Below are 25739 nucleotides of genomic sequence, written 5' to 3'. Positions count from 1 at the left end.
CCGCCGCTGCCGCCCTCGCTTGATGGTCTAACATACGCCCAAGCCCGACCGCCTCCCGTCCGGTCCGGCAGCAGGCAGGCGGACCGATGCGGAAGGTGGGAGTTGTGGTCGCCCCGGGCCTGCAACTCATGTCGATCGCGGCGCTCGCGGTCTTCCAGGCCGCCAACGTCCTGATGAAGGATCGCGTCTACGAGACCCGCCTCGTGTCGGAGGGTGGCGACGAGGTCTGATCGAGCCGCCGGCTCACGGAATCTCACGAGGCCTCGCACGACACCCCCGCGGCAGGGCGCCTACGACAGGCTCCACGCGCACGATCCCGGCAGGCCGCGGGCGCTCGGACCCCTGGCCACCATCCACGCTCGCCATTCAGGAGAGGTCCGCCATGTTCGACCTGACCATCAACGGCCAGTCCCGCCGCGTCGATGTCGAGCCCGACACGCCGCTGCTCTGGGTCCTGCGCGACACGCTGGGCATGACCGGCACGAAGTACGGCTGCGGCATCGCGCAATGCGGTGCCTGCACCGTGCTGATGGACGGCCAGGCAACCCGCTCGTGCCAGGTCACGGTGGATTCGGTCGGCGCGGCCAAGGTCGAGACGATCGAGGCGGTGGAGGCCGATCCGGTCGGCCGCAAGGTGGTCGCGGCCTGGATCGCCGCGCAGGTGCCGCAATGCGGCTACTGCCAGTCGGGCCAGGTGATGGCGGCGACCGCGCTGCTGCGCGAGACGCCGAAGCCCAGCGACGACGATATCGCCACTGCGATGACCAACCTGTGCCGCTGCGGCACCTACAACGCCATCGCCGCCGCCGTGCGGCACGCTGCGGCCTGAGGGGAGGCGACCCATGGACCAGATCCTGCGCACGCCCTCCCGGGCCACCACCGGCACCGCGATCCTCTCGCGACGCCATCTCATCGGCGCCGCGGCCGGTGCGTTGGTGCTCGCCGTCACGCTGCCCGGCCGCGCCCGGGCGGAGGCGCAGGGACCCGCCGAGGGCGCCGGCGCGATCGCGCAAAAGCCCGGCACCCGGGTCCCGGCCTTCCTGGAGATCCGCCCCGACGGGACGGTCCGCTTCCTGTCGCCCTTCGTCGAGGGCGGCCAGGGCATCGCCACCGGCATGGCCCAGATCGTCGGCGAGGAGCTGGACGTCGATCCGGCGCGCTTCGTGGTCGAGTGCGCCCCGCCCGGCCCGGATTACGCGGTGGTCAACGGCATCCGCATGACCGGCGGCAGCTTCTCGACGCGCTCCAGCTATCCGCTGATGCGCCAGCTCGGGGCCACCGCCCGCGACATGCTGGTGCGCGCGGCGGCCGCGCGGCTCAAGGTGCAGGCGGCCGAGATCACCACCCGCGACGGCACCGTGGTCCACGCCGCATCCGGCCGCACGCTCGCCTACGGCGCGCTCGCCGCCGACGCGATGGCGCTCAAGCCCAACGAGGCCGCAGCCCTGCGCGACCCCAAGACCTTCCGCTACATCGGCAAGCCGGTGGCCCGGATCGACGTGCGCGACAAGGCGACGGGCCGCGCCGTCTACGCCATCGACCAGAAGGTCGAGAGCATGCTCTACGCCGCGGTGGCGCACGCGCCGCATCCCGGCACCGAGCCGGTCGGGCTCGACAACGAGGCGGGGGTGCGGGCGATGCCGGGCGTGCATTCGATCCACCGCCTCCCCGGGGCGGTGGCGGTCGCCGCCGACAGCTGGTGGCGGGCGCGCAAGGCCGTCGAGGCGCTGACCGTGCGCTGGAGCGCCCCGAAGGCGACCGGCCTCGACACGGTCGCGGCCGATTTCTCCTCCGACGGGCTGCTCGCGGCGCTGAAGGGCGCGACGGAGGCCGGCCACGCGGCGGAGGCGGAAGGCGACGCCGCCGGCGCCTTTGCGCGTGCCGCCAAGGTGGTCGAGGCGGAGTACGCGGCCCCCTACCTGGCCCACGCCCAGCTCGAGCCGCCCTCGTCGATCGCGCGCTTCAACCAAGACGGCACCCTCGACGTCTGGCTGCCGAACCAGATGCCGGAGCTGTTCCAGGGCATCTCGGCGAAGGTCGCGGGGCTGTCGCCGGACAAGGTCCGCATCCACTCGCCGATGCTCGGCGGGTTCTTCGGCCGGCACTTCCCCTACGAGTCCGGCAACCCGTTCCCGCAGGCGATCCTGCTCGCGAAGGCGACCGGCCGGCCGGTGAAGGTGCTGTGGTCGCGCGAGGAGGAATTCGCCCGCGACGGCCTGCGTCCCCTGAGCTTCAGCCGCTTCCGCGCCGCCCTCGACGCGGCCGGCAACCCGACGGCGATCGAGGTGCGCACCGTCGGGGAGGGGCCGATCGGCCGCTACTTCGGTGCCCTGATGAAGACGCCGGTCGACCCTTCCGCCGTCGAGGGCATCGTCGAGAAGCCCTACGCGATCGCGAACCGCCGGATGACCTTCACCAAGGTCGCCCATCCGGTGACGATCGCGTTCTGGCGCTCGGTCGGCCACTCGATGAACGATACCTTCTACGAGAGTTTCCTCGACGAGGTGGCGCTGGCCGGCGGGCACGACCCGTTCGAACTCCGGATGACGCTCCTGAAGGACAAGCCGCGCCACCAGCGGCTCCTGCGCGAGGTCGCCGACCTCGCCGGCGGCTGGCGGCGCGGCCCCTACGCGGCCGGTGCTGGCCGGAGGGCGCGCGGTATCTCGCTCGCCTCGCCCTTCGGGTCGGAGACCGCGACGATCGCGGAAGTCTCGGTCGAGGGCGGTGAGGCCCGGGTGCACAATCTCTGGATCGCCTTCGATCCGGGCTCGGTCGTCAACCCGGCGATCGTGAAGGCGCAGGTCGAGTCGGCGGCCGCGCTCGGCACCTCCTCGGTGCTGTTCGAGCAGATCGTCTACCGCGACGGCCTGCGCCAGTCGCAGAACTTCGACACCTACCCGATCCTGCGCCGCGAGCACATGCCGGCGGTCCATGTCCGCATCGTCGAGAGCGGCGCCCCGATGGGCGGCGTCGGCGAGCCGGGCCTGCCGGGCGTGCCCCCGGCGATCCTCAACGCCATCGCGGCGCTGACCGGGCAGCGGATCCGGTCGCTACCGGTCGCCAACACGAAGCTCGCCGGGGCCTGAGCGACAGCAGGACCCGACATTCGAGCGATACGCCGACGGGAGGGATCCCTGCTCGTCGGCGTCACGGCCGTTGCTCTCGTGCAGGCCGTGGCATGAAGGTGCCGCAGCCCGGCCTGCGCCCGGCATATGCCGCATCGTGGAGTGACGACGCAACGAGGCTGCGCCGGCTCGCGTCGGCCTGACCCGGCACGATTCCGGGTCGCAGCTCCGCTTGATCCGTCCTCGGCGATACGCGGCCTTCCCGCCGATCCCGGCCGGTCGCCGATGTCGCATCCGCCCCGCCATCCTCGGACCTGCGAGCGCCCGAGAGGCATGAGAAGCGGTGCCGTACACTCCCTCACGACGTCTCACGACGCCTCTCACGACCGCGGCCGCCGGACCGCTTAGCCCTGATGGCCATGGACGAGCCGCCAGCTGCACTCCGGGGGAACAGCGACATGCACATGATGGATTGGAACCTCTACCGGCAGCAGGTGACGGCCGGTGTCGGCGGGTTCGCCAAGCTCAGCCCGGAGACGATCGGGGACTACGGCGCACTGAGCGCGGCGGGGCAGAAGACCAATCACCTCGAAGCCGAGGTGCGCGAACTGATCGCGGTCGCCGTCGCGGTGACGCTGCGCTGCGATGGCGGCATCACCGTCCACGCCGACGCCGCCAGCAAGCTCGGCGCGACGCACGCGGAGCTGGCCGAGGCGCTCGGGGGCGCCGCGAGCCTCGGGGCGGGAGCGGCCATCGTCTACGGCACCCGCGCCCTCGACGCCTTCGCGGCCTCGGCCGAAGCCTGATCCCGGACGCAACGGACGCTCATCCATGAACCAGCGGCTCTTCTCCCTCCTCGACGCGGTCCCGGGCCCAGCGTCGATTTCCGCACGGTCCGGGCTCACGGCGGACCTGACTGCCGGGAGCAGCCGCTTCCTCGCCGACCACCAAACAGCGGATTGACGACATGACGACTTTGCTCGCGACCATGCTCGACGCCCATGGCGGCCTCGCACGCTGGAACCGATTCTCGACGATGAGCGCGCATCTCATGCAGGGCGGCGCGCTCTGGGCTCTGAAAGGGAAGGCGGGGTTGCTCGATGCGGTCGACGTGACGGTGGGCCTGCGCGACGAATGGGCCTCGCACGCGCCGTTCGGGAGCGACGGACGGCGCTCCCGCTTCACCCCCGATCGGGTCTCGATCGAGGATGCGGCGGGGTCGATGATCGAGGAGCTCGTCGACCCGCGCGCGTCGTTCCAGGCTCACACCCTGGAGACGCCCTGGAGCGATCCGCAACTCGCCTACTTCGCCGGCTGTGCGATGTGGACCTACCTCAACATGCCGTTCCTGCTCGCCTATCCGGGTGTCGAGACGCATGAGATCGAGCCCTGGCGCGACGGCGACACGGTCTGGCGTCGGCTGCGGGCGACCTTCTCGTCCACCATTGCGACACACAGCCGGGTACAGACGCTCTACGTCGATGCCGACGGCCTGATCGCCCGGCACGACTACGACGTCGAGATCGCCGGAAGCACGCCGGGCGCGCATTTTCTCTCGGATTACGTCGACGTTTCCGGGATCAAGGTTCCGACGCGGCGGCGGATCTTCCCGCGGCGGCCCGACGGCCGGCCGATGCCCGAGCCGCTCGTGGTGTCCATCGATCTCTCCGCCATCACGCTGAGCTGAGGGGCTCAGGTCCGACCGAGACTTCTCCAGCCGAGGCGCACTTCCCATGATACCATCGGCAGATCAGCACCGAGGTTCCGGTCGTACGATGATACTCCTCCAGGGCTCGTGTCCCCTGGAGTGGCGTCGTGACCGAAAGCGGGAGGGCTTGCCTGCGCGCCTTCCCAGCGCTGTGGCACGCGTGATCTCACGCGGGGATGGCCATCGGCGGTGACGGGTCGGGATCGGGTTGCCGACACCAACCCCGTACCCGGGAGACCCCCGATGGTCGACGCCGTGATGCTCGTGTGGATCGATGCCGGAGCGTCCGGGCTGCCGTCGAACCGCCTCCGCCGGACCGAGAGCGGACGGTCACCGTGGCGGGTGCGAGACGCCTCGGCACCGGCAACACCTCCTCGACCTGCGCTGCCGGGGCGATGCCGTAGCGGTGAATGCAGGGGTGCGGCACGGACCGCTCGGTTTCGGGCATTTCCCGGCGCACATCCTCGTTGAAACGGAGATCGGGTCTGCGCCTCATCCGGCGGGACACGCCGTCGGGCCCCTCGGGGAAAAGGGCCCCGCGGCCCGCGCCCTTGCCGCTCACGACAGCGCAATCGTCCAACCCGCGCGCAAAGCCTCCAATCCGCATGTCCCCGGGGGGACTAGAAGCCGGGCACTGCCGCCGATCCGATGAGCGGTGGCGCAACGGTCACCGTCCGCCAGGACGAGCGTGAAGGAGCCCGACTCATGGCCATCAAAGCGACGCCGACGCCCGGAAAGCGCCTCGTCTCGCCGCACGATCACACGCTGATCATGATCGACTTCCAGTCGCAGATGTCCTTCGCGACGAAGTCCATCGACGCCGTGACCCTGCGCAACAACGTCGCCCTGGTGTCGCGCGCCGCCGCAGGGTTCGGCGTGTCCACGGTGCTGACGACGGTGGCCGAGAAGAGCTTCTCGGGCCCGATGTTCGAGGAGATCACCTCGGCCTTCCCCGAAGAGAAGCTCCTCGACCGCACCTCGATGAACACCTGGGAGGACGCCGCCGTGGTGGCCCGGGTGTCGGCGATCGGCAAGGACCGGCTCGTCTTCGCAGGCCTGTGGACCTCGGTCTGCATCGTCGGCCCGACCCTGTCGGCGCTCGACCAGGGCTTCGAGGTCTACGTCATCGCGGATGCCTGCGGCGACGTCTCCGACGAGGCGCATGAGCGCGCCATGCAGCGGATGATCCAGGCCGGCGTGCAGCCGATGACCTCGCTGCAATACATGCTCGAACTGCAGCGCGACTGGGCCCGCACCGAGACCTACGAGATGACCACCGGCATCGCCAAGAAGTACGGCGGCGCCTACGGCCTCGGCATCATCTACGCCAAGTCGATGTTCGGCGCCTCCGAAGGCCACTGAGCCGAACGATCGGCACGCGATGCTGCCGTACCTCCTCTCGCTTGCCGCCGGCCTCGCGGTCGGCGTCGCCTACGGGCTGATCGGCGTGAAGTCGCCCGCGCCGCCGATCATCGCGCTCGTCGGCCTCCTCGGCATCCTGGCCGGGGAGATGGCCGTCTCGTATTGGCGCGGCCACCCGGCCGTGCTGTCGAGCCTGCTCCACCGCAAGAGCTTTGCGGTCGAACCGACGAAGGCGCCGGCGAACCCGCCGGCCTGACCGTCACAGCCGACCAAGAGTGCCGGCGCGCCGCGCCGGCACCGCCTTTCCTGAGTCGACCGAGGAGCTTCGATGAGCGTTGCGGCTCACCCCGACCTAGTCCTGCGCGGCGGTCTCGTCACCACGCTCGACCCCTCGCGCCCCACAGCCTCGGCGGTCGCGATCTCCGACGGCGTCTTCACCGCGGTCGGATCCGACCACGAGGTGATGGGGCTCGCCGGGCCGGGAACGCGGGTGGTCGACCTCAAGGGCCGCCGGGTCCTGCCCGGCCTCATCGACAACCACCTGCATCTCATCCGCGGCGGGCTCAACTTCAACATGGAGCTGCGCTGGGACGGCGTGCGCTCGCTGGCCGACGCGATGGCGATGCTCAAGCGCCAGGTGGCGGTGACGCCGCCGCCGCAATGGGTGCGCGTGGTCGGCGGCTTCACCGAGCACCAGTTCGCCGAGAAGCGCCTGCCGACCCTCGAGGAGCTGAACGCCGTCGCCCCCGATACCCCGGTCTTCCTGCTCCACCTCTACGACCGGGCGCTCCTCAACGGGGCGGCTTTGCGGGCCGTCGGCTACACCCGGGACACGCCGGAGCCGCCGGGCGGATCGATCCTGCGCGATTCTGCGGGCAACCCGACCGGGTTGCTGCTCGCCAAGCCCAACGCCGCGATCCTCTACGCGACGCTGGCCAAGGGGCCGAAGCTCCCCTTCGAGTACCAGGTCAACTCGACCCGCCACTTCATGCGCGAGCTGAACCGGCTCGGCGTGACCGGAGCGATCGATGCCGGCGGCGGCTTCCAGAACTATCCGGAGGATTACCAGGTCGTCCAGACGCTGGCCGATGCCGGCCAGCTCACCGTGCGGCTCGCCTACAACCTGTTCACCCAGAAGCCGAAGGCCGAGAAGGAGGACTTCCTCGCCTGGACCAGGTCGTCCCGCTACAAGCAGGGCGACGACTACTTCCGGCACAACGGTGCGGGCGAGATGCTGGTCTTCTCGGCCGCCGATTTCGAGGACTTTCGCCAGCCCCGGCCCGACATGGCGCCGGAGATGGAGGACGAGCTCGAGGGCGTGGTGCGGGTGCTCGCCGAGAACCGCTGGCCCTGGCGCCTGCACGCCACCTACGACGAGACGATCTCCCGCGCCCTCGACGTGTTCGAGCGCGTGAACCAGGACATCCCGCTCGAGGGCCTCAACTGGTTCTTCGACCACGCCGAGACGATCTCGGAGGCCTCGATCGACCGCATCGCGGCGCTCGGCGGCGGCATCGCGGTGCAGCACCGGATGGCCTATCAGGGCGAGTACTTCGTCGAGCGCTACGGCCACGGCGCCGCCGCGGCGACCCCGCCGGTCGCCCGCATGCTGGAGAAGGGCGTACCGGTCTCGGCCGGTACCGACGCGACCCGCGTCGCCTCCTACAATCCTTGGGTCTCGATCGCCTGGCTCGTCACCGGCCGCACGGTCGGCGGGATGCAGATCTACCCCCGCCGCAACTGCCTCGACCGCGAGACGGCGCTCCGGATGTGGACCGAGAACGTGACCTGGTTCTCGAACGAGCAGGGCCGCAAGGGGCGGATCGCCAGTGGCCAACTCGCCGACCTGATCGTGCCGGACCGCGACGTATTGGCCTGCGCCGAGGCCGAGATCGCCGACACGGTGAGCGACCTGACGGTGGTCGGCGGCAGGGTGGTGTACGCCGCCGGCCCCTTCTCGGCCCTCGACGAGACTCCGCCGCCCCCGGCGATGCCGGACTGGTCGCCGGTGCGCACCTTCAAGGGCTACGGCGCCTGGGGCGAGCGCCCGGTGCGGGCGGAAGCCGTGGTGGCGCGGGAGGCGAGCGCGGCGTGCGGCTGCGCGCTGTCCTGCGGGCTGCACGGCCACGCTCATGCCACCGCCTGGTCGTCGCAGGCGCCGGTCTCGGATCTGAAGAGCTTCTGGGGGGCGTTGGGCTGTGCCTGCTGGGCGGTGTGACGCGCCGTCCCGACCCCCCCACTCTGCGGGGGAGGCCGGGAGGGGGGAACTATGCTTCCGGAAAGGACTGAACCGTTCTGAAGGGCGCCCTCTGGATCGCCGTTGCGCTGCCCCTCTTCCGGCTCACTCCGTTCGCCACCCTCCCCCGCAGAGGGCAGGATCGTCCGGGGAAAAGTAAAAGGCGCGGGTTTCCCCTCTCCCCGCGGGCGGGGAGAGGACTGCGCTCCCGTTCAGGGAGCGCGGTGAGCCCGAAGGGCGAGGGTGAGGGGGTGATTCCGGAGGAGTCTCATCCTGAGACACCCCCTCACCCTCGCTCCGGCTGCGCCTCCGCTTGCCGACGACACGACAAGGTGTCGTCAGCCCTCTCCCCGCCCGCGGGGAGAGGAGAGAACCCGCGCTACTCTTTTCCCCGGACAGCCCTGCGCAGAGGGGGGAGGGTTGGGGATGGGCTTCACCGATATTCGAAAATACCTCGTACGGCCAATCGCCTGGAGCCCTCCATGATGCGCATCCTCGCCGCCTCCCTCCTCGCGGCCGCCCTCCTCGCCGGCCCGGCCCGGGCTCGGGACGCCGCGGCCGAGCCCAAGGTCGCCGTCGCGCCGCAATACGACACCACCCACGTCTACGTGGCCCCCGAGGATGTCGACCGTTTCGTCGGGAGCTTCACCGCCACCTTCGGCGGCAAGAGCACGAAGCAGGTCGTCGCGACCGTGACGCCGACGCCGTCGAGCACCACCTCGCAGCTGATCCAGACGCCGGTCGGCACCGTGTCGCTGTTCGGCTTCAAGACGCCGATCCCCCATCCCTTCGGGACCGAGCGCACCGGCTACCTCGTCGCCGACATGGATGCGGCGGTCGCCTCCGCCCGAGCTGCGGGGGCCGCGGTGATCGTCCAGACCTTTCCGGACCCGATCGGCCGCGACGCCGTCATCCAGTGGCCGGGCGGCGTCAACATGCAGCTCTACTGGCACAATACGAAGCCGGACTACGCTCCCTTCGCGACGGTGCCGGAGAACCGGGTCTACGTCTCGCCCGACAGCGTCGAGGCCTTCGTGGCGGGCTTCCGCCGCTTCTCCCACGGACGCGTCGTCTCCGACGACACGAAGGCCCCCGGCGCCGAGATCGGCCGGCCGGGCGACACCTATCGCCGTCTGCGCCTCGCCTCCGATTTCGGCCGCATGACCGTGCTGGTGACCGACGGCCACCTGCCCTACCCCTACGGCCACGAGACCACCGGCTACGAGGTCGCGGACCTCGCCGACACCCTGGCCAAGGCGAAGGCGGCCGGGGCGAGCGTGCTGGTTGCCCCTGTCACCGCCGGTGACCGGAGCGCCGCGATGGTGCGCTTCCCCGGCGGTTACGTCGCGGAGATCCACCAAGCGGGTATGGCGGCCCGGTGAGCGTCGTCCGGCCGGGGATGTTCGTCGCGCTCTGCCTGCTGAGCGCGGGCGCGTGCGCCGAGGACGCCGCCTCCGACCCGATCACCCGGCCGGCGACGAAGACCAACCGCTGGGCCGAGGACTGGTCGCCCCTGGCCGATCCGGCCCGGCGCACCCAGCCCTTCGACGACCTGAAATACATCCCGCTCTTCGCCGCCGATCCGAAGAGCTACCTGTCCCTCGGCCTGACCCTGCGCGAACGCTTCGAGAGCAACCGCACGCCCGCCTTCGGCATCGGCGGGCCGCGGGGCGATGCGTACCTGCTGCAACGCCTGCAGATCCACCTCGACGCGCGGCTGAACGAGAACTGGCAGATCTTCGCGCAGGTGGAGGATGTACGGGCACCGGGCAAGCGCGTCATCACCTCGGTCGACGAGAACATCCTCGACCTGCGCCTCGCCTTCCTGTCCTACAGCCGGACGGGCGAGGACGGGACCTTCAAGGCCCGGGCCGGGCGGCAGGACTTCGCCTTCGACCTGCAGCGCTTCGTCTCCTCGCGCGACGGACCGAACGTGCGCCAGTCCTTCGATGCGCTCTGGGCCGATTGGGAATCCGGGCCCTGGCGGGTGCTCGGCTTCGTCAGCCAGCCGGTACAATACCGGATCTATGAGCCCTTCGACGACGTCTCCACCAAGGCCTTCCGCTTCAGCACCCTGCGGGTCGAACGCAAGGTCTTCGGCGATCAGGAATTGTCCGCCTATTGGGGTCTCTACGAGCGCGACGGCGCCCGCTTCCTCGACGCCGTCGGAAACGAGTCCCGCCACGTCCTCGACATCCGCTACGCGGGGGCCGCGGGCGGGTTCGACTGGGATCTGGAGGCGATGGGCCAGATCGGCAGCGTCGGCCGGACCGACATCGCCGCCTGGGCGGTCGGCAGCCGCGTCGGCTACACGCTCGACACTCTGCCCTGGCGGCCGCGCCTCGGCCTCCAGGGCGACGCCGCCTCGGGCGACGCCCGCCGCGGCGATTCCACCTTGAACACCTTCAACCCGCTCTTCCCCAACGGCTACTACTTCACGCTCGCCGGCTACACGAGCTACGCCAACCTCCTCCACCTCAAGCCGTCGCTGACGGTCCACCCGGCCGCAGGCCTCGCCGTCAGCGCCGCCTTCGGCCTGCAATGGCGCCAGACCACTTCCGATGCGGTCTACGTCCAGCCGAGCAACCCGGTCCCGGGCACTGCCGGGCGCGGGCATCTCTGGACCGGCGCCTACGGGCAGCTGCGCGCGGATTACGTCTTCGCTCCCGGCCTCACCGGCGCGGTCGAGGCGGTGCGCTTTGCCGCCGGCGACACGATCCGCCAGGCCGGGGGCAAGGACGGCACCTATCTCGGCGTCGAGCTGCGCTACGCCTGGTGAGCCGCCCTCCCCCTCGAACGGACGACCCCATGCGCCCCTCCCCCGCCCAGATCCTGAGCTTCGTCGGCGGCTATGTCGACACGGTCGGCTTCCTCGCCCTCCAGGGCCTGTTCACCGCCCACGTCACCGGCAACTTCGTGACCTTCGGCGCCGCGATGGTGCACGGCGCCACCGGCGCCTGGGCGAAGCTCCTGGCGCTGCCGGTCTTCTGCGTCGCGGTGCTGGCCACCCGGCTCGCCGGCCGCCGCCTGGAGGAGACCGGCCGCCCGGTCTTGCGCCTGCTGCTCCTGACCCAATGCGCCTTCCTGGCCCTCGGCACGGTCCTCGCCATCGCGCTCGGACCGTTCACGGATGCCGACCGTCCGGCGGCGCTCCTCACCGGCATGGTGCTGGTCGTCGCGATGGCGGTGCAGAACGCGGCGCACCGGGCGCACCTGCCCGAGGCGCCGCCCTCGACCCTGATGACCGGCACGACGACGCAGATCATGATCGACCTCGCCGACCTGCTGCGCGGCGTGCCGGCCGAGCACGCGGCGCGGCGCCGGATCGCCCGGATGAGCGCCGCCGTCGCGGCCTTCGCCCTCGGCTGCGGGCTGGCGGCGCTGTTCTTCTATCTCGTCGGTGCCGCCGCGATCGCGGTCGCGCCGGTGCTGATCCTCGTCGCCGCCCTGGATTCCGGCCCGGCACGGGCGGCCTGACCCGGCAGCGGCGAGGCGTCCAAAACGCCGCGCGATCCTGAAAGACCGCCCGGCGGCCTTCGCCATGCTGCCCGCCGAGAACGGACCAGGCGGAAGGACGCGACATGACGGCGATCACGCATCACACGATCCGGGCGAACGGCATCCGGCAGCATTACCTCGAGGCCGGATCGGGCCCGCCGGTCGTGCTGCTGCACGGTTTTCCCGAGACGAGCTACGCCTGGCGCCACCAGATCCCGCCGCTCGGCCGGCACTACCGCGTCATCGCTCCGGACCTGCGCGGCTACGGCGAGACCGACAAGCCGGCGAGCGGCTACGACAAGCGCACGATGGCGCAGGACCTCGTCGCCCTCCTCGATGCCCTCGGGATCGACAGAATCGCCCTCGTCGGGCACGACCGCGGCGCGCGGGTCGCCACCCGCTTCGCCAAGGATCATCCGGACCGCCTCGACCGGCTGGTCGTGATGGACAACGTGCCGACCCGGATCGTGGCGCGCCACATGAATGCCCAGACCGCCCGGGCCTACTGGTTCTTCCTGTTCCACCTGGTGCCCGACCTGCCGGAGGCGCTGATCGCCGGGCGCGAGGACCTGTGGCTGCGCCACTTCTTCTCCGATTGGTGCTTCAACCCGCACGCCATCTCGGGGGCCGACTTCGACACCTATGTCGCGGCCTACCGGGCGCCCGGCGCCGTGCGCGGCGCGATGGCGGATTACCGCGCCAACGCGGAGGACAACGCGCAGGACCTCGTCGATGCCGAGGTGAAGATCGCCTGCCCGGTCCTGTCGCTGTGGGGCGCCGATTTCGGTGCCGTCGGCCAGGCCTTCGACATGAAGGCGGTGTGGGCCGAGATGGCGAGCGACCTGCGCACGGCGGCGATCGCCCGGTGCGGCCACCTGCCCCACGAGGAGCAGCCCGACGAGGTCAACCGGCTCCTCCTCGATTTCCTGGCCGGCTGGGACGGCGGCGCCTGACGGCTCCGGGAGGCGACCGGCGGGATGCGCCATCCGCCGTTAGTCTAAGGGCAGGCCGCGCCGACTTGCCGGTACAACTTGCCGGTACAAAAGCCGACGAGCGACGCGGCCCCGTGACGGAGACGGGGCACGACGGAGCCGTGAGGGAGGAGCCACCATGGGATCCGACGGGACGCTCGCCGGCCAGGAGACGCGTGCGGGGCACGAGGCCGCGCGCGCACGGCGCGATACCATCTCCGACGCCCTGCGGCGCACGGCCCGGCGCCACCGCGACCGCAACGCCCTGTCCTTCGGCGAGCGGCGCTGGAGCTTTGCCGCCCTCGACCGCGCCGTCGACCGGGTCGCCCACGGCCTCACGGAGGCGGGGCTGACCCGGGGCGACCGGCTCGGGGCGCTGGGGCGCAACTCGGACGCCTACCTGATCCTGTGGCTCGCCTGCGCCCGCGCCGGCCTGATCCACGTCCCGGTCAATTACGCCCTGACCGGGCGCGAGCTGCGCTACATCGTCGAGCAATCCGGTGCCCGCGCGCTGATCGTCGATCCGGCTCTCGCCGGGAACGCCCGGGAGGCCCTGGACGAGGCGGCGGCCCCGTGGTTCGGCACCCTGTTCGGCGGTGCTCGAGACTTTGCCGGGGGCGCTCAAGGCCTCGACGTGCTGCGGCTCGCGCAGGGCGACGGCGCGGTCGAGCCGGTCGAGGCTCGCATCGCCGACGACGACGTGGTGCAGCTTCTCTACACGTCGGGCACCACCGCGGCGCCGAAGGGCGCCATGATGACGAGCCGGGGCCTGCTCGCCGAATATCTGAGCTGCATCATCGCCCTCGATTTCGGTCCCGGCGACCGGGCGCTCGCCGCCCTGCCGCTCTACCATACGGCGCAGATGCACGCCTTCACCATGCCCCAGCTGCTCGCCGGCGCCGAGACGGTGCTGATCGAGGCGCCCGCGCCCGAGACCTGCCTGCGCCTGATCGAGGAGCACCGCCTCACCTCGTTCTTCGCACCGCCGACCGTCTGGATCAGCCTGCTGCGCTCGCCCGATTTCGCCCGGCGCGACCTGTCCTCCCTGGCCCGGGTCTATTACGGCGCCTCGATCATGCCGGTGCCAGTGCTGGAGGAGCTGCGCGCCCGCCTACCCGGCGCGGGCGCCTACAATTGCTACGGCCAGAGCGAGATCGCCCCGCTCGCCACCGTGCTGCGGCCCGAGGAGCACGATGCCCGCCCGGCCTCCTGCGGCCGCCCGGTCTTCAACGTCGAGACGAGGGTGGTCGACGACGCGATGCAGGACGTGGCGCCGGGCGAGCGCGGCGAGATCGTCCACCGCTCGGCCCAGCTGATGGCCGGGTACTGGGACAAGCCGCAGGAGACGGAAGAGGCTTTTCGCGGCGGCTGGTTCCACTCGGGCGACGTCGGGATCATGGACGAGGCCGGCTACATCACGGTGGTCGACCGGGTGAAGGACGTGATCAAGACCGGCGGCACCATCGTGGCGAGCCGCGAGGTCGAGGAGGTGCTGTTCACCCATCCCGCCGTGTCGGAGGTGGCGGTGATCGCCCTGCCCCATCCGCGCTGGATCGAGGCCGTGACGGCGGTCGTGGTGCTGCGGCCGGGGGCGAGCGCCGGCGCCGAGGAACTGATCGCCCATTGCCGCACCGGGCTGGCGCCGTTCAAGGTGCCGAAGCGGATCCTGTTCCAGGACGACCTGCCCCGCAACACCGCCGGCAAGCTGCTCAAGCGCGAGTTGCGGACGCACTATGCGGCGCTGGACTGGTCGGGGGACGAGAAGCAGGGCGCGTGAGCCGGCGAGACGACCCTCCTGGGGGGTACCCTGTGTACGTTCCAACCATCCACCGTCATCCACACCGGAGACGAAACGACGCGCGGTGCCGTGCCGGTCTCGCGCGTTGTCGAGCGCGGCCAAGGTAGCGTGTCGGCCGCGTTCGCGCAGGTGATGGAATGCCCGAGATCCGAAGCTACGGCCCCGAGGAGCGTGCGGCCGTCCTGGAGCGTCAGCGCACCCTGAAGATGGCGCGCTCGGCGCATGCCTACGTGCGCGGCAACACCCTGAAATTCTACGAGTGGCTCGACGGACTCGCCCGCGGCACCCTGCCGGAGGGTCCGCCGGTCTGGATCTGCGGCGATTGCCACCTCGGCAATCTCGGGCCGCTCGCCGATGCCGAGGGCCGGGTCGACATCCAGATCCGCGACCTCGACCAGACGGTGATCGGCAACCCGACCCACGACCTCGTCCGCCTCGGCCTGTCGCTGGCGAGCGCGGCCCGCGGCTCGGACCTGCCCGGCGTCGTCACCGCCCGGATGCTGGAGGAGATGATCCGCGGTTATGCGCAGGGTCTCGGCGGGGTGCGGGCCGGCGAGGCCCCGCGCGAGCCGGAGGTGGTGCACACCGTGCGGCGCCGGGCGCTCGGCCGGCACTGGAAGCACCTCGCCCGCGAGCGGCTGAAGGATGTCGAGCCCAAGATTCCCCTCGGCCGGAAGTTCTGGGCGCTGGACGAAGCCGAGCGCGAGGCTCTGCGCGACCTGTTCGACCGCGACGACGTGCGCCGCCTCGTGCTCGCCCTGCACGGCCGCGACGGCGGGCGGGGCCTGCGCCTGATCGATGCGGCGTACTGGATGAAGGGGTGCAGCTCGCTCGGCTTCCTGCGCTACGCCGCCCTGGTGCGGGTCGAGGGGCCGCACGGCAAGGACCGGCTGGCGCTCGTCGACCTGAAGGAAGCGGTGGCCCCCGCGGCGCCGCCCGCCCCCGGTGCCGAGATGCCGGAGGACGCCGCCGAGCGCGTCGTCGCCGGCGCCCGGGCGCTGTCGCCGAATCTCGGCGAGCGGATGCTGCCGGTGCATCTCCTCGGCAAGCCGGTGGTGATGCGCGAGCTCGCCCCCCAGGACCTGAAGCTCGATGTCGACCAGTTCGGTCGCGAGGAGGCGGTGCAGGCCGCCCGTTACCTCGCCACCGTGGTCGGCGAGGCCCATGGGCGGCAGATGGACGAGGGCGTCCGTGCCGCGTGGCGCAAGGAGGTCACCCGGGGTTGCGACGGGGAGGCACCGTCCTGGCTGTGGTCGAGCGTGGTCGAACTCGCCGGCCGCCACGAGGTCGGCTACCTCCAGCATTGCCGCCGTTACGCCTGCGACGCACCGGCACCCACCATCCGCCTGGTGGCGTGAGGCTCCGGACGCGAGGGCTGTCCCGAAGCCGGACGACCGGGCTTTTCGGGGAGGATCGGCGGGCGTCGCAGCGAGCCAACGGAATGTCGCTGGCACGGCAGCGGAGAGCCGGTCCGGCGGGGATAGTCGTCCTCGCTCGATATGGCTTTGCGAGGCCCCATGCTCGACGTGACGCCGACCCCGCTGCAGCGCCTCCTGCGTGAGCGCCGCCCTGGCTACACCCTGCCGGCCCCGTTCTATCTCAGCCCCGAGATCTTCGAGGCCGACATGGAGGTCATCTTCGGGCGCCACTGGATCTATGTCGGCGTGGAGCCCGACGTGCCGGAGGCCGGCGACGTGATGGTCGTCGATATCGGCAAGACCTCCGTGGCGATCGTGCGCGACGACGACAACGAGGTCCGCGCCTTCCACAACGTCTGCCGCCACCGCGGCGCGCGCCTGGTCCACGACGAGAAGTCGACGGTCGGCAACCTGGTCTGCCGCTACCATTCCTGGACCTACGACCTCACCGGCGAACTGATCCATGCCGAGCATATGGGTCCGGATTTCAAAAAGGGCTGCCACGGCCTGAAGCCCGTGCATCTCCGCTCGCTCGAAGGCCTGCTCTTCATCTGCCTTGCCGAGGAGGCCCCGTCCGACTTCGACGAGATGGCGGCGCGGCTCGGGCCCTACATCGCGCCGCACAACGTGCGCGACACGAAGGTGGCGTTCCAGAAGGACATCATCGAGCCGGGCAACTGGAAGCTCACGATGGAGAACAACCGCGAGTGCTATCATTGCGGGGCCAACCATCCCGAGCTGACCGTGCCGCTCTTCGCCTACGGCTTCGGTTTCGCGCCCGAGGAGATGGGCGAGCACGACCGCGCTGAAGCCGAGCGCTACGGCTGCCTGCTCAAGACCCGTCACGGCGAATGGGAGGCCGAAGGCCTGCCGTCGCGGGAGATCGACGAACTCGACACGATGGTGACGGCGTTCCGCACCGAGCGCCTGCCGCTCGACGGCGAGGGCGAATCCCACACCCTCGACACCAAGGCCGCCTGCAAGAAGCTCCTCGGGGACTTCACCAAGCCTAAGCTCGGCGGCCTCTCGGTCTGGACGCAGCCGAATTCCTGGCACCACTTCCTCGGCGACCACATCGTCACCTTCTCGGTGCTGCCGCTCGATGCCGAGCGCTCGCTCCTGCGCACCAAGTGGCTCGTCCACAAGGATGCGGTCGAGGGCGTCGATTACGACCTCGCCAACCTGATCGGCGTCTGGGAAGCCACCAACGACCAGGACAGCGAACTCGTCGGCATCTGCCAGCAGGGCGTCGCGAGCCCGGCCTACGAGCCCGGCCCGTACTCGCCGAACACCGAGATGCTCGTGGAAAAGTTCTGCAACTGGTATGTCGGCCGCATGGCCGCGCATCTGGGGCGCTAGCGCCATGAATTCGGCCTCCACCGAACCGGCCGCCGCGCGCCTCGCGGCCTCAGCCTCCTGGGATGCGGAGGCCGACGACGCCCTGGTCTGCCTCGCCGTGCGCCAGGAGACGCACGACGTGAAGACCTTCGTGCTCAGCCCCCCTGAGCCCCGGCGCTTCGCCTACGCGCCGGGCCAGTTCCTGACCTTCGCCTTCGAGGTCGGGGCCGAGACGATCCATCGCTGCTACACGATCTCCTCGGCGCCGACGCGGCCGCACGCCCTGTCGATCACCGTCAAGCGGGTGCCCGGCGGCCCGGTCTCGAACTGGCTGCACGACAACCTGAAGGCCGGCGACACCGTGCGGGCGCTCGGCCCGATGGGCGATTTTTCCTGCTTCACCCATCCGGCGCAAAAATACCTGCTCCTGTCCGGCGGTAGCGGCGTGACGCCGATGATGGCGATGGCGCGCACCTTCCACGACCTGGGTGAGCCCCGCGACGTCGCCTTCGTCCATTCCGCCCGCAGCCCGGCCGATATCGTGTTCCGGGCCGAGCTGGAGACGATGGCCCGGCTCGATCCCTCCTTCCGCTTTCACGCGGTCTGCGAGGCCGACGCGCCGGACGAGGCATGGTCGGGTCCCAAAGGACGCCTCTCCCTCGACATCCTGACGCAAGCGGTCCCGGACTTCCGCGAGCGCGAGGTCTTCGTCTGCGGTCCGAAGCCCTACATGGACGCCGTGCGCGCGATGCTGCGCGAGGCCGGCTTCGACATGGCCCGCCACCACGAGGAGAGCTTCGATTTCGGTGCCCTGCCGGAGGCCGAGCAGCAGGCGGCGGCGGAAGCCGGCCGTGCCCTGGATGCCGAAGCCGAGGAAGCCCCGGCGGCGACGGTACGCACCTTCCGGGTCGAGTTCGCCAAGACCCGCCGGGTGCTCGACTGCCCGGAGAACGAGACGGTCCTCGACGCCGCCCGCAAGGCCGGCATCCGCCTGCCCTCCTCCTGCGCCAAGGGCCTGTGCGGCACCTGCAAGTCGAAGGTCACCAAGGGCACCGTCGCGATGACCCATGCCGGCGGCATCCGCCAGCGCGAGATCGATGCCGGCATGGCCCTGCTCTGCTGCTCCAAGCCGACGAGCGACCTCGTCGTCGAGCGCTGAAGCAACGTCTCAGTCTTCCAGAATCCTGGCCCAATTCCCCCGGTCCCTCGCCTTCGGGAGTCGTCCCGTGATCGCCAATGCCGACGCGCTGCTGAAGCCGCTCACCATCAAGGGCCTGACCATCCGCAACCGGGTGATGTCGACGAGCCACGCCCCGGGCTACGGCCGCGACGGCAAGCCCCAGGAGCGCTACCAGCTCTACCACGCCGAAAAGGCGAAGGGCGGCATCGGGCTCACCATGTTCGGCGGCTCCTCCTCGGTCGCCCCCGACAGCCCGGCGGCGCCCTGGAACCAGATCTCGGTCGCCGACGACTCGGTGATCCCCTACTTCCGGCAATTCTCGGACCGGGTCCACGCCCATGGCGGGAAGCTGATGATTCAGCTCACCCATATGGGCCGGCGCACCAAGTGGGACACCGAGCATTGGCTGCCCACCCTCTCGCCCTCCCCCCGGCGTGAGCCCGCCTCCCGCACCATCCCGAAGGAGATGGAGGAGGAGGACATCGCCCGGGTGGTGAAGAGCTTCGCCGAGGCCGCGCGCCGCTGCCGAGAGGGCGGGCTCGACGGCTGCGAGGTCTCGGCCGCCCACGGCCACCTGATCGACCAGTTCTGGTCGCCGTCGGTCAACCAGCGCAGCGACAAGTATGGCGGCAGCCTCGAGAACCGGATGCGCTTCGGCATCGAGGTGCTGGAGGCGATGCGGGCGGCGGCCGGCGACGATTACGTCATCGGCATCCGCATGTCCGGCGACGAGATGATCGCCGACGGGCTCTCCCACGAGGAGTGCCTGACGATCGCCACGGAATACGCCAGGCGCGGCCTCGTCGATTTCCTCAACGTGCTCGGCGGCCAGGCGCGCGACCACATCGCCCACGCGATCTCGCTGCCGAACATGTCGTTCCCAGTGGCCCCGTTCCTGTTCCTGCCGAGCGCGATCAAGCGCGAAGTGGATGTTCCGGTCTTCCACGCCCAGCGCGTCACCGACCTGGCGACCGCGGCGCGCGCCGTGGCCGAGGGCCATGTCGACATGGTGGCGATGACCCGCGCCCACATCGCCGACCCGCATCTCGTCAAGAAGCTCTCCGAGGGACGGGCCGACGACATCCGCCAATGCGTCGGGGCCGGCTACTGCATCGACCGGATCTATGTCGGCGGTGATGCGCTCTGCATCCAGAACGCCGCGACCGGCCGCGAAGCCACCATGCCGCACGAGATCCGCAAGGCGGATGTCCGTCGGCGGGTCGTGGTGATCGGCGCCGGGCCCGGCGGGCTCGAGGCGGCCCGGGTCTGCGCCGAGCGCGGCCACGCGGTGGTGCTGTTCGAGAAGAGCGGCCAGGCCGGCGGCCAGATCGGGCTCGCGGCCAAGGCCGGCTGGCGCGAGGCGATGTCGGGCATCCCGCGCTGGCTCGTCGCGCAGGTGACCAAGCTCGGCGTCGATCTCCGGCTCAACACCGAGGCGACGCAAGCCGCGGTGCTGGCGGAGAAACCGGATGTCGTGATCGTGGCGACCGGCGGCACGCCATCCCGCGGCCACGCCAAGGGCGCGGCGCAGCACGCGGTCACCACCGCCGAGGTGCTGTCGGGGGCGGTCGAGCCGACCGGCTCGGTCCTGCTCTACGACGAGATGGGCCAGCACAACGCCTCGTCCGTCGCGGAGCTGCTCGCCAAGCGCGGCTGCCTCGTCGAGGTCGCCACCCATGACCGCATGGTGGCGGAGGAGGTCGGCACCACCAACCAGCCGATCCACCTGCGCGAGCTCTACAAGCTCGGCGTCGTGATGACGCCGAACATGGAGCTGATCGAGATCTATCCCGAGGGCAACCGGTTCGTGGCGGCGCTCCGCAACACCATGACCGATGCCGAGGAGGAGCGGGTCGTCGACCGCATCGTGGTCGATCACGGCACCCTGCCGGTCGATGCGCTCTATCACGGGCTCAAAGGCGCGTCGGTCAATCGCGGCCAGACCGACCAGGACGCGATGCTGCGCGGCGAGCCGCAGCCCTTCGACCTCTCCAAGGGGTACGCCCTCTACCGCATCGGCGACGCGGTGGCCGGGCGGAACATCCATGCGGCGATCTATGATGCCTTGAGGTTGTGCAAGGATCTGTGAGCCCCGCGACTCGCTAAAACTCGGGCAGCGCCACGCTCTACCCTCCCCCCTCTGCGGGGGAGGGTGGCCCCCAAAGGGGGGCCGGGAGAGGGGCAGCGCGACGCTGATTCAGGTGGCGCCCTTCAGAACGCTTCCGCTTCATCCGGAAGCGGCGTCCCCTCTCCCGCCCGGCTCCGCCGGGCACCCTCCCCCGCAGAGGGGGGAGGGTATGGGCGCGGCTGCCTTCAGGAATGATTTCGACATTATCGCCAAGCCCTTAGGCCCACCGTCATGACCAGCTTCATGCCCCTGACCACGGTGTTTCCCGGCCTCATCTGGGCCATGGCGGCGCTCGCTCTCGTCCAGGCCTCGCGGCGCGCGGCGTTGTGGCGGGTCGGATCGGCCGCACCGGTGGCCTGGCTCCACGGCCTCGCCCAGGTGCCGCGCCGCTACCTCGTCGACGTCCACCACGTCGTGGCGCGCGATTCTTATGCCTCGCGGATGCATGCCGTCGTGGCGGGCGGGCTGCTCGCCGCCTCGCTCCTGACGGCTCTGGCGATCCTGCCGCCGCTCGCCGGCTCCCGGGCCTACTGGCTCCTCGTGGCGATCGCCTTCGCGGTGACGGCGGCGGGTTCGATCCTCGTCGGCGCCCGCCGGTACCCCGCAAAGCAGAAGCGTCTCTCGGCCGGGCGCTTCCAGATCCTGCCGTTCCTGCTCCTCGCCTACGCAATCGGCGGCACGCTCACCGCCCTGCTGCTGGCGCTGGGTGCCGGTGGGATCGCCCTCCCCTTCACCCTGGGCCTCGCGGCGGCAGGCGGCCTCGGCCTCGCCTTCGAGGTGCGCCAGGGCCCGATGCGCCATGCCGTCGCCGGCGCGCTGCATCTCGCCGCCCATCCGCGGCCCGGCCGGTTCGAGGGCCGGCCCGACACCGCACTCCAGCCCCTCGATCTCGAGGCCCCGCGGCTCGGCGCCGAGATGCCGGCCGATTTCACCTGGAACCGGCTCCTCTCCTACGATGCCTGCGTGTCGTGCGGCCGCTGCGAGATCGCCTGCCCGGCCTTCGCCGCCGGCCAGCCGCTCAACCCGAAGCGGCTGATCCAGGACCTCGTCGCCGGCCTCAACCCGGCCGAGCCGCCTTATGCCGGCCATCCCTATCCGGGCGGCCGCGAGGGGCAAGGCGAGCGCGGCCCGCTCGCCCGGCTGATCGGGCCCGACGCCCGCATCCATCCCGATACGCTGTGGTCCTGCACCACGTGCCGCGCCTGCGTCGAGGAATGCCCGATGATGATCGAGCATGTCGACGCGGTGGTGTCGTTGCGCCGCTACCAGACCCTGGAGCGTGCGGCGCTCCCCGAGAAGGCGATCGGTCCGGTGACCGAGCTGCGCCAGGCCGGCGATCCGGGTGGTCGACCGCTCGCCGCCCGGACCGACTTCGCCGCCGGCCTCGACCTGCCGCTGATGGCCGACAAGGCTCACGTCGACGTGCTGCTCTGGCTCGGCGAGGGCGCCTACGACCTGCGCTACGGCCGGACGCTCCGGGCCCTGGTGCGGCTCTTGCGCCGGGCGAACGTCGATTTCGCGGTGCTGGGGGCGGAGGAGCGCGACACCGGCGACCTCGCCCGCCGTCTCGGCGACGAGGCGACCTTCCAGGCACTCGCGAGAGAGAACATCGCGACCCTGGCGAAGTATCGCTTCACCCGCATCGTCACCGCCGATCCGCACGCCCTGCATGCGCTCCGCAACGAATACCCGGCCTTCGGCGGCCACTACGCGGTGATGCACCACACCGCCCTGCTGCTGGAGCTGATCCGGGCGGGCAAGCTCGCGCCCCAGAAACTGTCCGACCTCTCGGTGACCTATCACGACCCCTGCTACCTTGCCCGCTACAACGGCGAGACCGAAGCGCCCCGCGCCGTCCTCGACGCGATCGGCCTGTCCCGGGTCGAGATGGCCCGCTCCGGCAAGCGGGCGATGTGCTGCGGCGGCGGCGGCGGCGCGCCGGTGAGCGACATCCCGGGCGAGCGGCGCATCCCCGATCTGCGCATGGCCCAGGCTGCGGAGACGGGTGCGGGCATCGTGGCGGTGGCCTGCCCCTCCTGCACCGCGATGCTGGAGGGCGTGACCGACCGCAAGGCCGAGGTGCGCGACGTCGCCGAATTGCTGCTCCAGGCCGTGGAGGCGGGACGATGACCCGGACCCGTCGCGATCCCCGCGCCGAGCGGGCGGCGATCCGGATCGCTTCCGGCACTGCCCGGCCCCGCTACGACCGGACGGCCAAGGGGAAGGCCGCGGGCGGGCGCCCGCGCCGCAATCCCCGCGCCGAGCGCGCCGGCCAGCGCGTCCCCGGCGCGGACCGCCCGCGCTACGATCTCGGCCAGATCGTCCGCAGCGAGGGGCTGGTCGTCTCCGAGGCCCGGCAGCGTCCGGTGGCGGAGGCGGCTCCGACGATCCTGGTGGTCGAGGATCCCGCCTTCCTCGTCGCGGTGGTACCGGATGCTGCCGGGGGCCGCCTCTCGGCCCATGACCGCCAGGTGCTCGGCGCCGCCCGGGCGCTGGCGGGGCGCGAGGGCGGCGTGGTCGTCGTCTCGCTCGGGCCCTGCGGCGACTGCGGGCCGGCCGGTGCCGATCGTCATTTCGTCCTCGACGAGGCCAGGGCCGATCCCGACCAGCGCGCCGCCAGGGTCGCGGCGGCGCTCGCGGTCATCTCTCCCCGCCACGTCCTGTTCCCCGAATCCCTCGATGGCGGCGACCTCGCCCGCCGGGTCGCGGTGCGGATGGGGGCGCCGCTCTTCGACAATGCCGAGGTGGTCGCCGCCACCGGCCTGGTACGCCCGGCCCGTGGGCGCCGGGTCGAGCAGCGCGCCGCACCCGGCCTGCTTGCCAGCGTGGCGCCGGACGCGGTGGCCGATTACGCCGGCGCGCCCCGGGAGGCGCGGCCGCTCCCGGTCGACCTCGCCCCGGCGACCCTACCGGCCTCCGCCATCCTGTCGGCCGAGCGCATCCCGGCCGATCCGGCGACGGTGCCGCTGAGCCTCGCCGAGTTCGTGGTCTCGGCCGGCAACGGCATCCACGACCTCGACACCTTCCGGCAGCTCGTCGCGGCGCTGCACGCCACCCCGGGCGCCAGCCGCGTCCTGTGCGATGCCGGGCTGATGCCGCGCCAGTCCCAGGTCGGCGCCTCGGGCACGGTACTCGCCGCGACCTGCTACTTCGCGCTCGGGATCTCCGGCGCGCCGCAGCACCTCCAGGGCGTGGCCGGCTGCGAGCATGTGGTCGCGGTCAATACCGACCTGCATGCAGCGATGATCGAGCGGGCGGGGCTCGCGGTCGTGAAGGACGCGCAAGCGGTCATGCCGGCCCTGCTGCGGCTGCTGGCCCAGGAAGCGCAAGAGGCGGGAGATCACTCGTGAGGATCGCCGTGCTTCTCTCCGCCGGCCGCCACCCGGTCTCCGGCGTAGTCGTGCTGCCGCGGCTCGAGGCGCAGGCGATCCGGATCGCGACCGGGCTCGCTCAGGCCTGCGGAGTGCGTGACGGGCTCGAAGCTCCTTACGGCCTCCATGCCGGGCCGGACGCCGCGGCCATCGCCGACGCCCTCGGCCAGGGCCTCGCGCGCATCGAGCACATCGCGCTCGGCGAGGACGCCGATCCGGTGCCGGCGCTCGCCATCCGGCTCGCCGCCACGGCGCCCGACCTCGTGCTCGCCGGCCGGCGCGGCCAGGGCGGCGGCGAGAGCGGGATCCTTCCCTACGCGCTGGCAGCCTTGCTCGACCGGCCGCTGATCCCCGACGTGGTCTCGGTTGCGCCGGGCGAGGAGGCCGGCACCCTGCGCCTCAACCAGAGCCTCGGCCGCGGCGCCTTGCGGCGCGTCGTGGTGCGCGGCCCCGTGGTGGCGACGGTGCATCCCGACGCCCCGCCCCCCCTCGCCTACGCCTTCGGCCAGGCGCGGCGCGGAGCGATCGAGCCGCTCGGAACAATCGATCCGGCCGCCGCCGACACACCGGTGCCGGCCGTCGCGAGGGAGGAGCGGCCCTACCGCCGCCGCCCCAAGCTGGTGAAGGGCGCCCCCACCGGCGGCTCGGCCGCCGAGCGCCTGAAGGCGGCGACGGGTGAGTCCGGATCGGCCGCGAGCGGCCGCCTCCTCGTCGATCCCGACCCGGACGAGGCGGCACGGGAGATTTTGGCCTATCTGCGCGGGATCGGCGTCGTGGCCCCCGCCCGCTCTCCGCGCGGCTGAGCGCCGTCCATCCCGTCATCGCGAGGAACCCATGCCCCTGACTCCCGACGATCTCCTGGTCCGGCTGCGCGAGCGCGGCATCGCCTACACGCTGTTCGAGCATCCGCCGGTTCTGACGGTCGAGGCGATGATGGCGGTCTGCGGCGACATTGCCGGCGCCCATACCAAGAATCTTTTCCTGCGCGACAACAAGAAGACCTACTTCCTGGTCACGCTCCACCACGACGCGGCCATCGACCTCAAGGCGTTCCGGTCGGTGCTGGGCGCGAAGGGCGGGCTGTCCTTCGCCAGTGCCGACGCGTTGCGCGAGCAGCTCGGCGTCGAGAGCGGCGCGGTCTCGCCGCTCGCCGCCCTCAACGCAGCGCCGGGCGGCGTGAAAGTCTTCCTCCAGGACAGCCTGCTCGACGAGGTGCGAATCAACGTCCACCCGCTCGTGAGCACCCGGACCCTCAACCTGGTCCCGGGCGACCTGGTGACCGCGCTGCGGGACGAGGGGCACGAGGTGACGCCGTTCGCCCTGCCGGAGGCGCGCGCCGACGGTGCGTGAGCGATTGTTTCGGTTGGTCTTTGACGATTCGAACCCGCTGCCTCGTTCCGGGCTCCGCTGCGCCCCCCACGGGTCGCTACTGCCCATGACACGGCAGGTCGTGCGGTGCGGGACGACGGCCGAGAGCGTGAACCCTCCCCTCTCCGCGGGCTAGCGTGTTCACACAACGTCTCTGAAGCCTAACTCATTGTAGATTCGAGCGCTTTCCCCTCCCCCTTGTGGGGAGGGGTTAGGGGTGGGGGTGGTGCAGAAGGCACCACTGCGCTCTATCCGGCACCACCCCCACCTCCAGCTCCTCCCCACAACTTGCAGCGAT

21 protein-coding genes are annotated in these 25739 nt (G+C 71.2%); all 21 read left to right on the top strand.

Annotated elements, in window-relative coordinates:
• Positions 1-86: 86 nt before the first annotated feature.
• The 21 genes from HBB12_RS20135 to HBB12_RS20035 all read left to right on the top strand — a co-directional run bounded on the left by HBB12_RS20135 (position 87) and on the right by HBB12_RS20035 (position 25423).
• The gene (locus HBB12_RS20135; protein ID WP_236990975.1) at positions 87-230 is read left to right on the top strand and encodes a type 1 glutamine amidotransferase family protein; all 144 of its coding nucleotides are present in this window, start codon (positions 87-89) and stop codon (positions 228-230) included.
• A gap of 152 nt (positions 231-382) precedes the next feature.
• Positions 383-829 (top strand): (2Fe-2S)-binding protein, encoded by a 447-nt coding sequence (locus HBB12_RS20130; protein ID WP_236990974.1) that lies wholly within the window; start codon positions 383-385, stop codon positions 827-829.
• A gap of 13 nt (positions 830-842) precedes the next feature.
• The gene (locus HBB12_RS20125) at positions 843-3086 is read left to right on the top strand and encodes a xanthine dehydrogenase family protein molybdopterin-binding subunit (protein WP_236990973.1); all 2244 of its coding nucleotides are present in this window, start codon (positions 843-845) and stop codon (positions 3084-3086) included.
• Between the two features lie 437 nt (positions 3087-3523).
• Positions 3524-3871 (top strand): carboxymuconolactone decarboxylase family protein, encoded by a 348-nt coding sequence (locus HBB12_RS20120; RefSeq protein ID WP_236990972.1) that lies wholly within the window; start codon positions 3524-3526, stop codon positions 3869-3871.
• 161 nt (positions 3872-4032) lie between these two features.
• The gene (locus HBB12_RS20115) at positions 4033-4752 is read left to right on the top strand and encodes a hypothetical protein (RefSeq protein WP_236990971.1); all 720 of its coding nucleotides are present in this window, start codon (positions 4033-4035) and stop codon (positions 4750-4752) included.
• A gap of 732 nt (positions 4753-5484) precedes the next feature.
• Positions 5485-6135, top strand: a complete 651-nt coding sequence (locus tag HBB12_RS20110) for a hydrolase (RefSeq protein WP_236992844.1) — start codon at positions 5485-5487, stop codon at positions 6133-6135.
• A gap of 19 nt (positions 6136-6154) precedes the next feature.
• Positions 6155-6391, top strand: coding sequence for a DUF1427 family protein (locus HBB12_RS20105; protein ID WP_236990970.1), 237 nt, complete (start codon positions 6155-6157; stop codon positions 6389-6391).
• Between the two features lie 72 nt (positions 6392-6463).
• Positions 6464-8353 (top strand): amidohydrolase, encoded by a 1890-nt coding sequence (locus HBB12_RS20100; protein WP_236990969.1) that lies wholly within the window; start codon positions 6464-6466, stop codon positions 8351-8353.
• 500 nt (positions 8354-8853) lie between these two features.
• Positions 8854-9753, top strand: coding sequence for a VOC family protein (locus HBB12_RS20095; protein WP_236990968.1), 900 nt, complete (start codon positions 8854-8856; stop codon positions 9751-9753).
• Between the two features lie 17 nt (positions 9754-9770).
• On the top strand, positions 9771-11150 hold the full coding sequence (locus HBB12_RS20090) for an alginate export family protein (protein WP_236992843.1): 1380 nt from the start codon (positions 9771-9773) through the stop codon (positions 11148-11150).
• Positions 11151-11179: 29 nt separating this feature from the next.
• Complete coding sequence (locus HBB12_RS20085; RefSeq protein ID WP_236990967.1) at positions 11180-11848, top strand: YoaK family protein; 669 nt, start codon at positions 11180-11182, stop codon at positions 11846-11848.
• 104 nt (positions 11849-11952) lie between these two features.
• Positions 11953-12822 carry an alpha/beta fold hydrolase gene (locus HBB12_RS20080; protein ID WP_236990966.1) on the top strand — a complete coding sequence of 290 codons (870 nt, stop codon included), beginning with the start codon at positions 11953-11955 and terminating at the stop codon, positions 12820-12822.
• Positions 12823-12979: 157 nt separating this feature from the next.
• Entirely contained in the window at positions 12980-14617 is a 1638-nt protein-coding gene (locus HBB12_RS20075) for an acyl-CoA synthetase (protein WP_236990965.1), read from the top strand.
• Between the two features lie 158 nt (positions 14618-14775).
• A complete protein-coding gene (locus HBB12_RS20070) occupies positions 14776-15996 on the top strand; it encodes a DUF2252 family protein (RefSeq protein WP_236990964.1) in 1221 nt (406 codons plus the stop codon).
• A 159-nt stretch (positions 15997-16155) separates the two neighbouring features.
• Positions 16156-17415 carry an aromatic ring-hydroxylating oxygenase subunit alpha gene (locus HBB12_RS20065; RefSeq protein WP_236990963.1) on the top strand — a complete coding sequence of 420 codons (1260 nt, stop codon included), beginning with the start codon at positions 16156-16158 and terminating at the stop codon, positions 17413-17415.
• A gap of 4 nt (positions 17416-17419) precedes the next feature.
• Entirely contained in the window at positions 17420-18553 is a 1134-nt protein-coding gene (locus HBB12_RS20060; RefSeq protein ID WP_236990962.1) for an FAD-binding oxidoreductase, read from the top strand.
• A gap of 67 nt (positions 18554-18620) precedes the next feature.
• Complete coding sequence (locus HBB12_RS20055) at positions 18621-20663, top strand: NADH:flavin oxidoreductase (RefSeq protein WP_236990961.1); 2043 nt, start codon at positions 18621-18623, stop codon at positions 20661-20663.
• Positions 20664-20933: 270 nt separating this feature from the next.
• Positions 20934-22832, top strand: coding sequence for a DUF3483 domain-containing protein (locus HBB12_RS20050; protein WP_236990960.1), 1899 nt, complete (start codon positions 20934-20936; stop codon positions 22830-22832).
• Entirely contained in the window at positions 22829-24052 is a 1224-nt protein-coding gene (locus HBB12_RS20045) for an electron transfer flavoprotein subunit alpha/FixB family protein (protein ID WP_236990959.1), read from the top strand. The genes HBB12_RS20050 and HBB12_RS20045 overlap by 4 nt, the downstream gene beginning before the upstream one ends.
• A complete protein-coding gene (locus HBB12_RS20040; RefSeq protein ID WP_236990958.1) occupies positions 24049-24876 on the top strand; it encodes an adenine nucleotide alpha hydrolase family protein in 828 nt (275 codons plus the stop codon). Before HBB12_RS20045 ends, HBB12_RS20040 begins: the two co-directional genes overlap by 4 nt.
• A gap of 31 nt (positions 24877-24907) precedes the next feature.
• Positions 24908-25423 carry a prolyl-tRNA synthetase associated domain-containing protein gene (locus tag HBB12_RS20035; RefSeq protein WP_236990957.1) on the top strand — a complete coding sequence of 172 codons (516 nt, stop codon included), beginning with the start codon at positions 24908-24910 and terminating at the stop codon, positions 25421-25423.
• The last annotated feature ends 316 nt before the right edge of the window (positions 25424-25739 follow it).

This window comes from Methylobacterium sp. SyP6R, assembly GCF_019216885.1.
In the GTDB taxonomy this organism is placed as follows: Bacteria; Pseudomonadota; Alphaproteobacteria; order Rhizobiales; family Beijerinckiaceae; genus Methylobacterium.
This window is presented reverse-complemented; position numbering and strand designations above follow the sequence as displayed.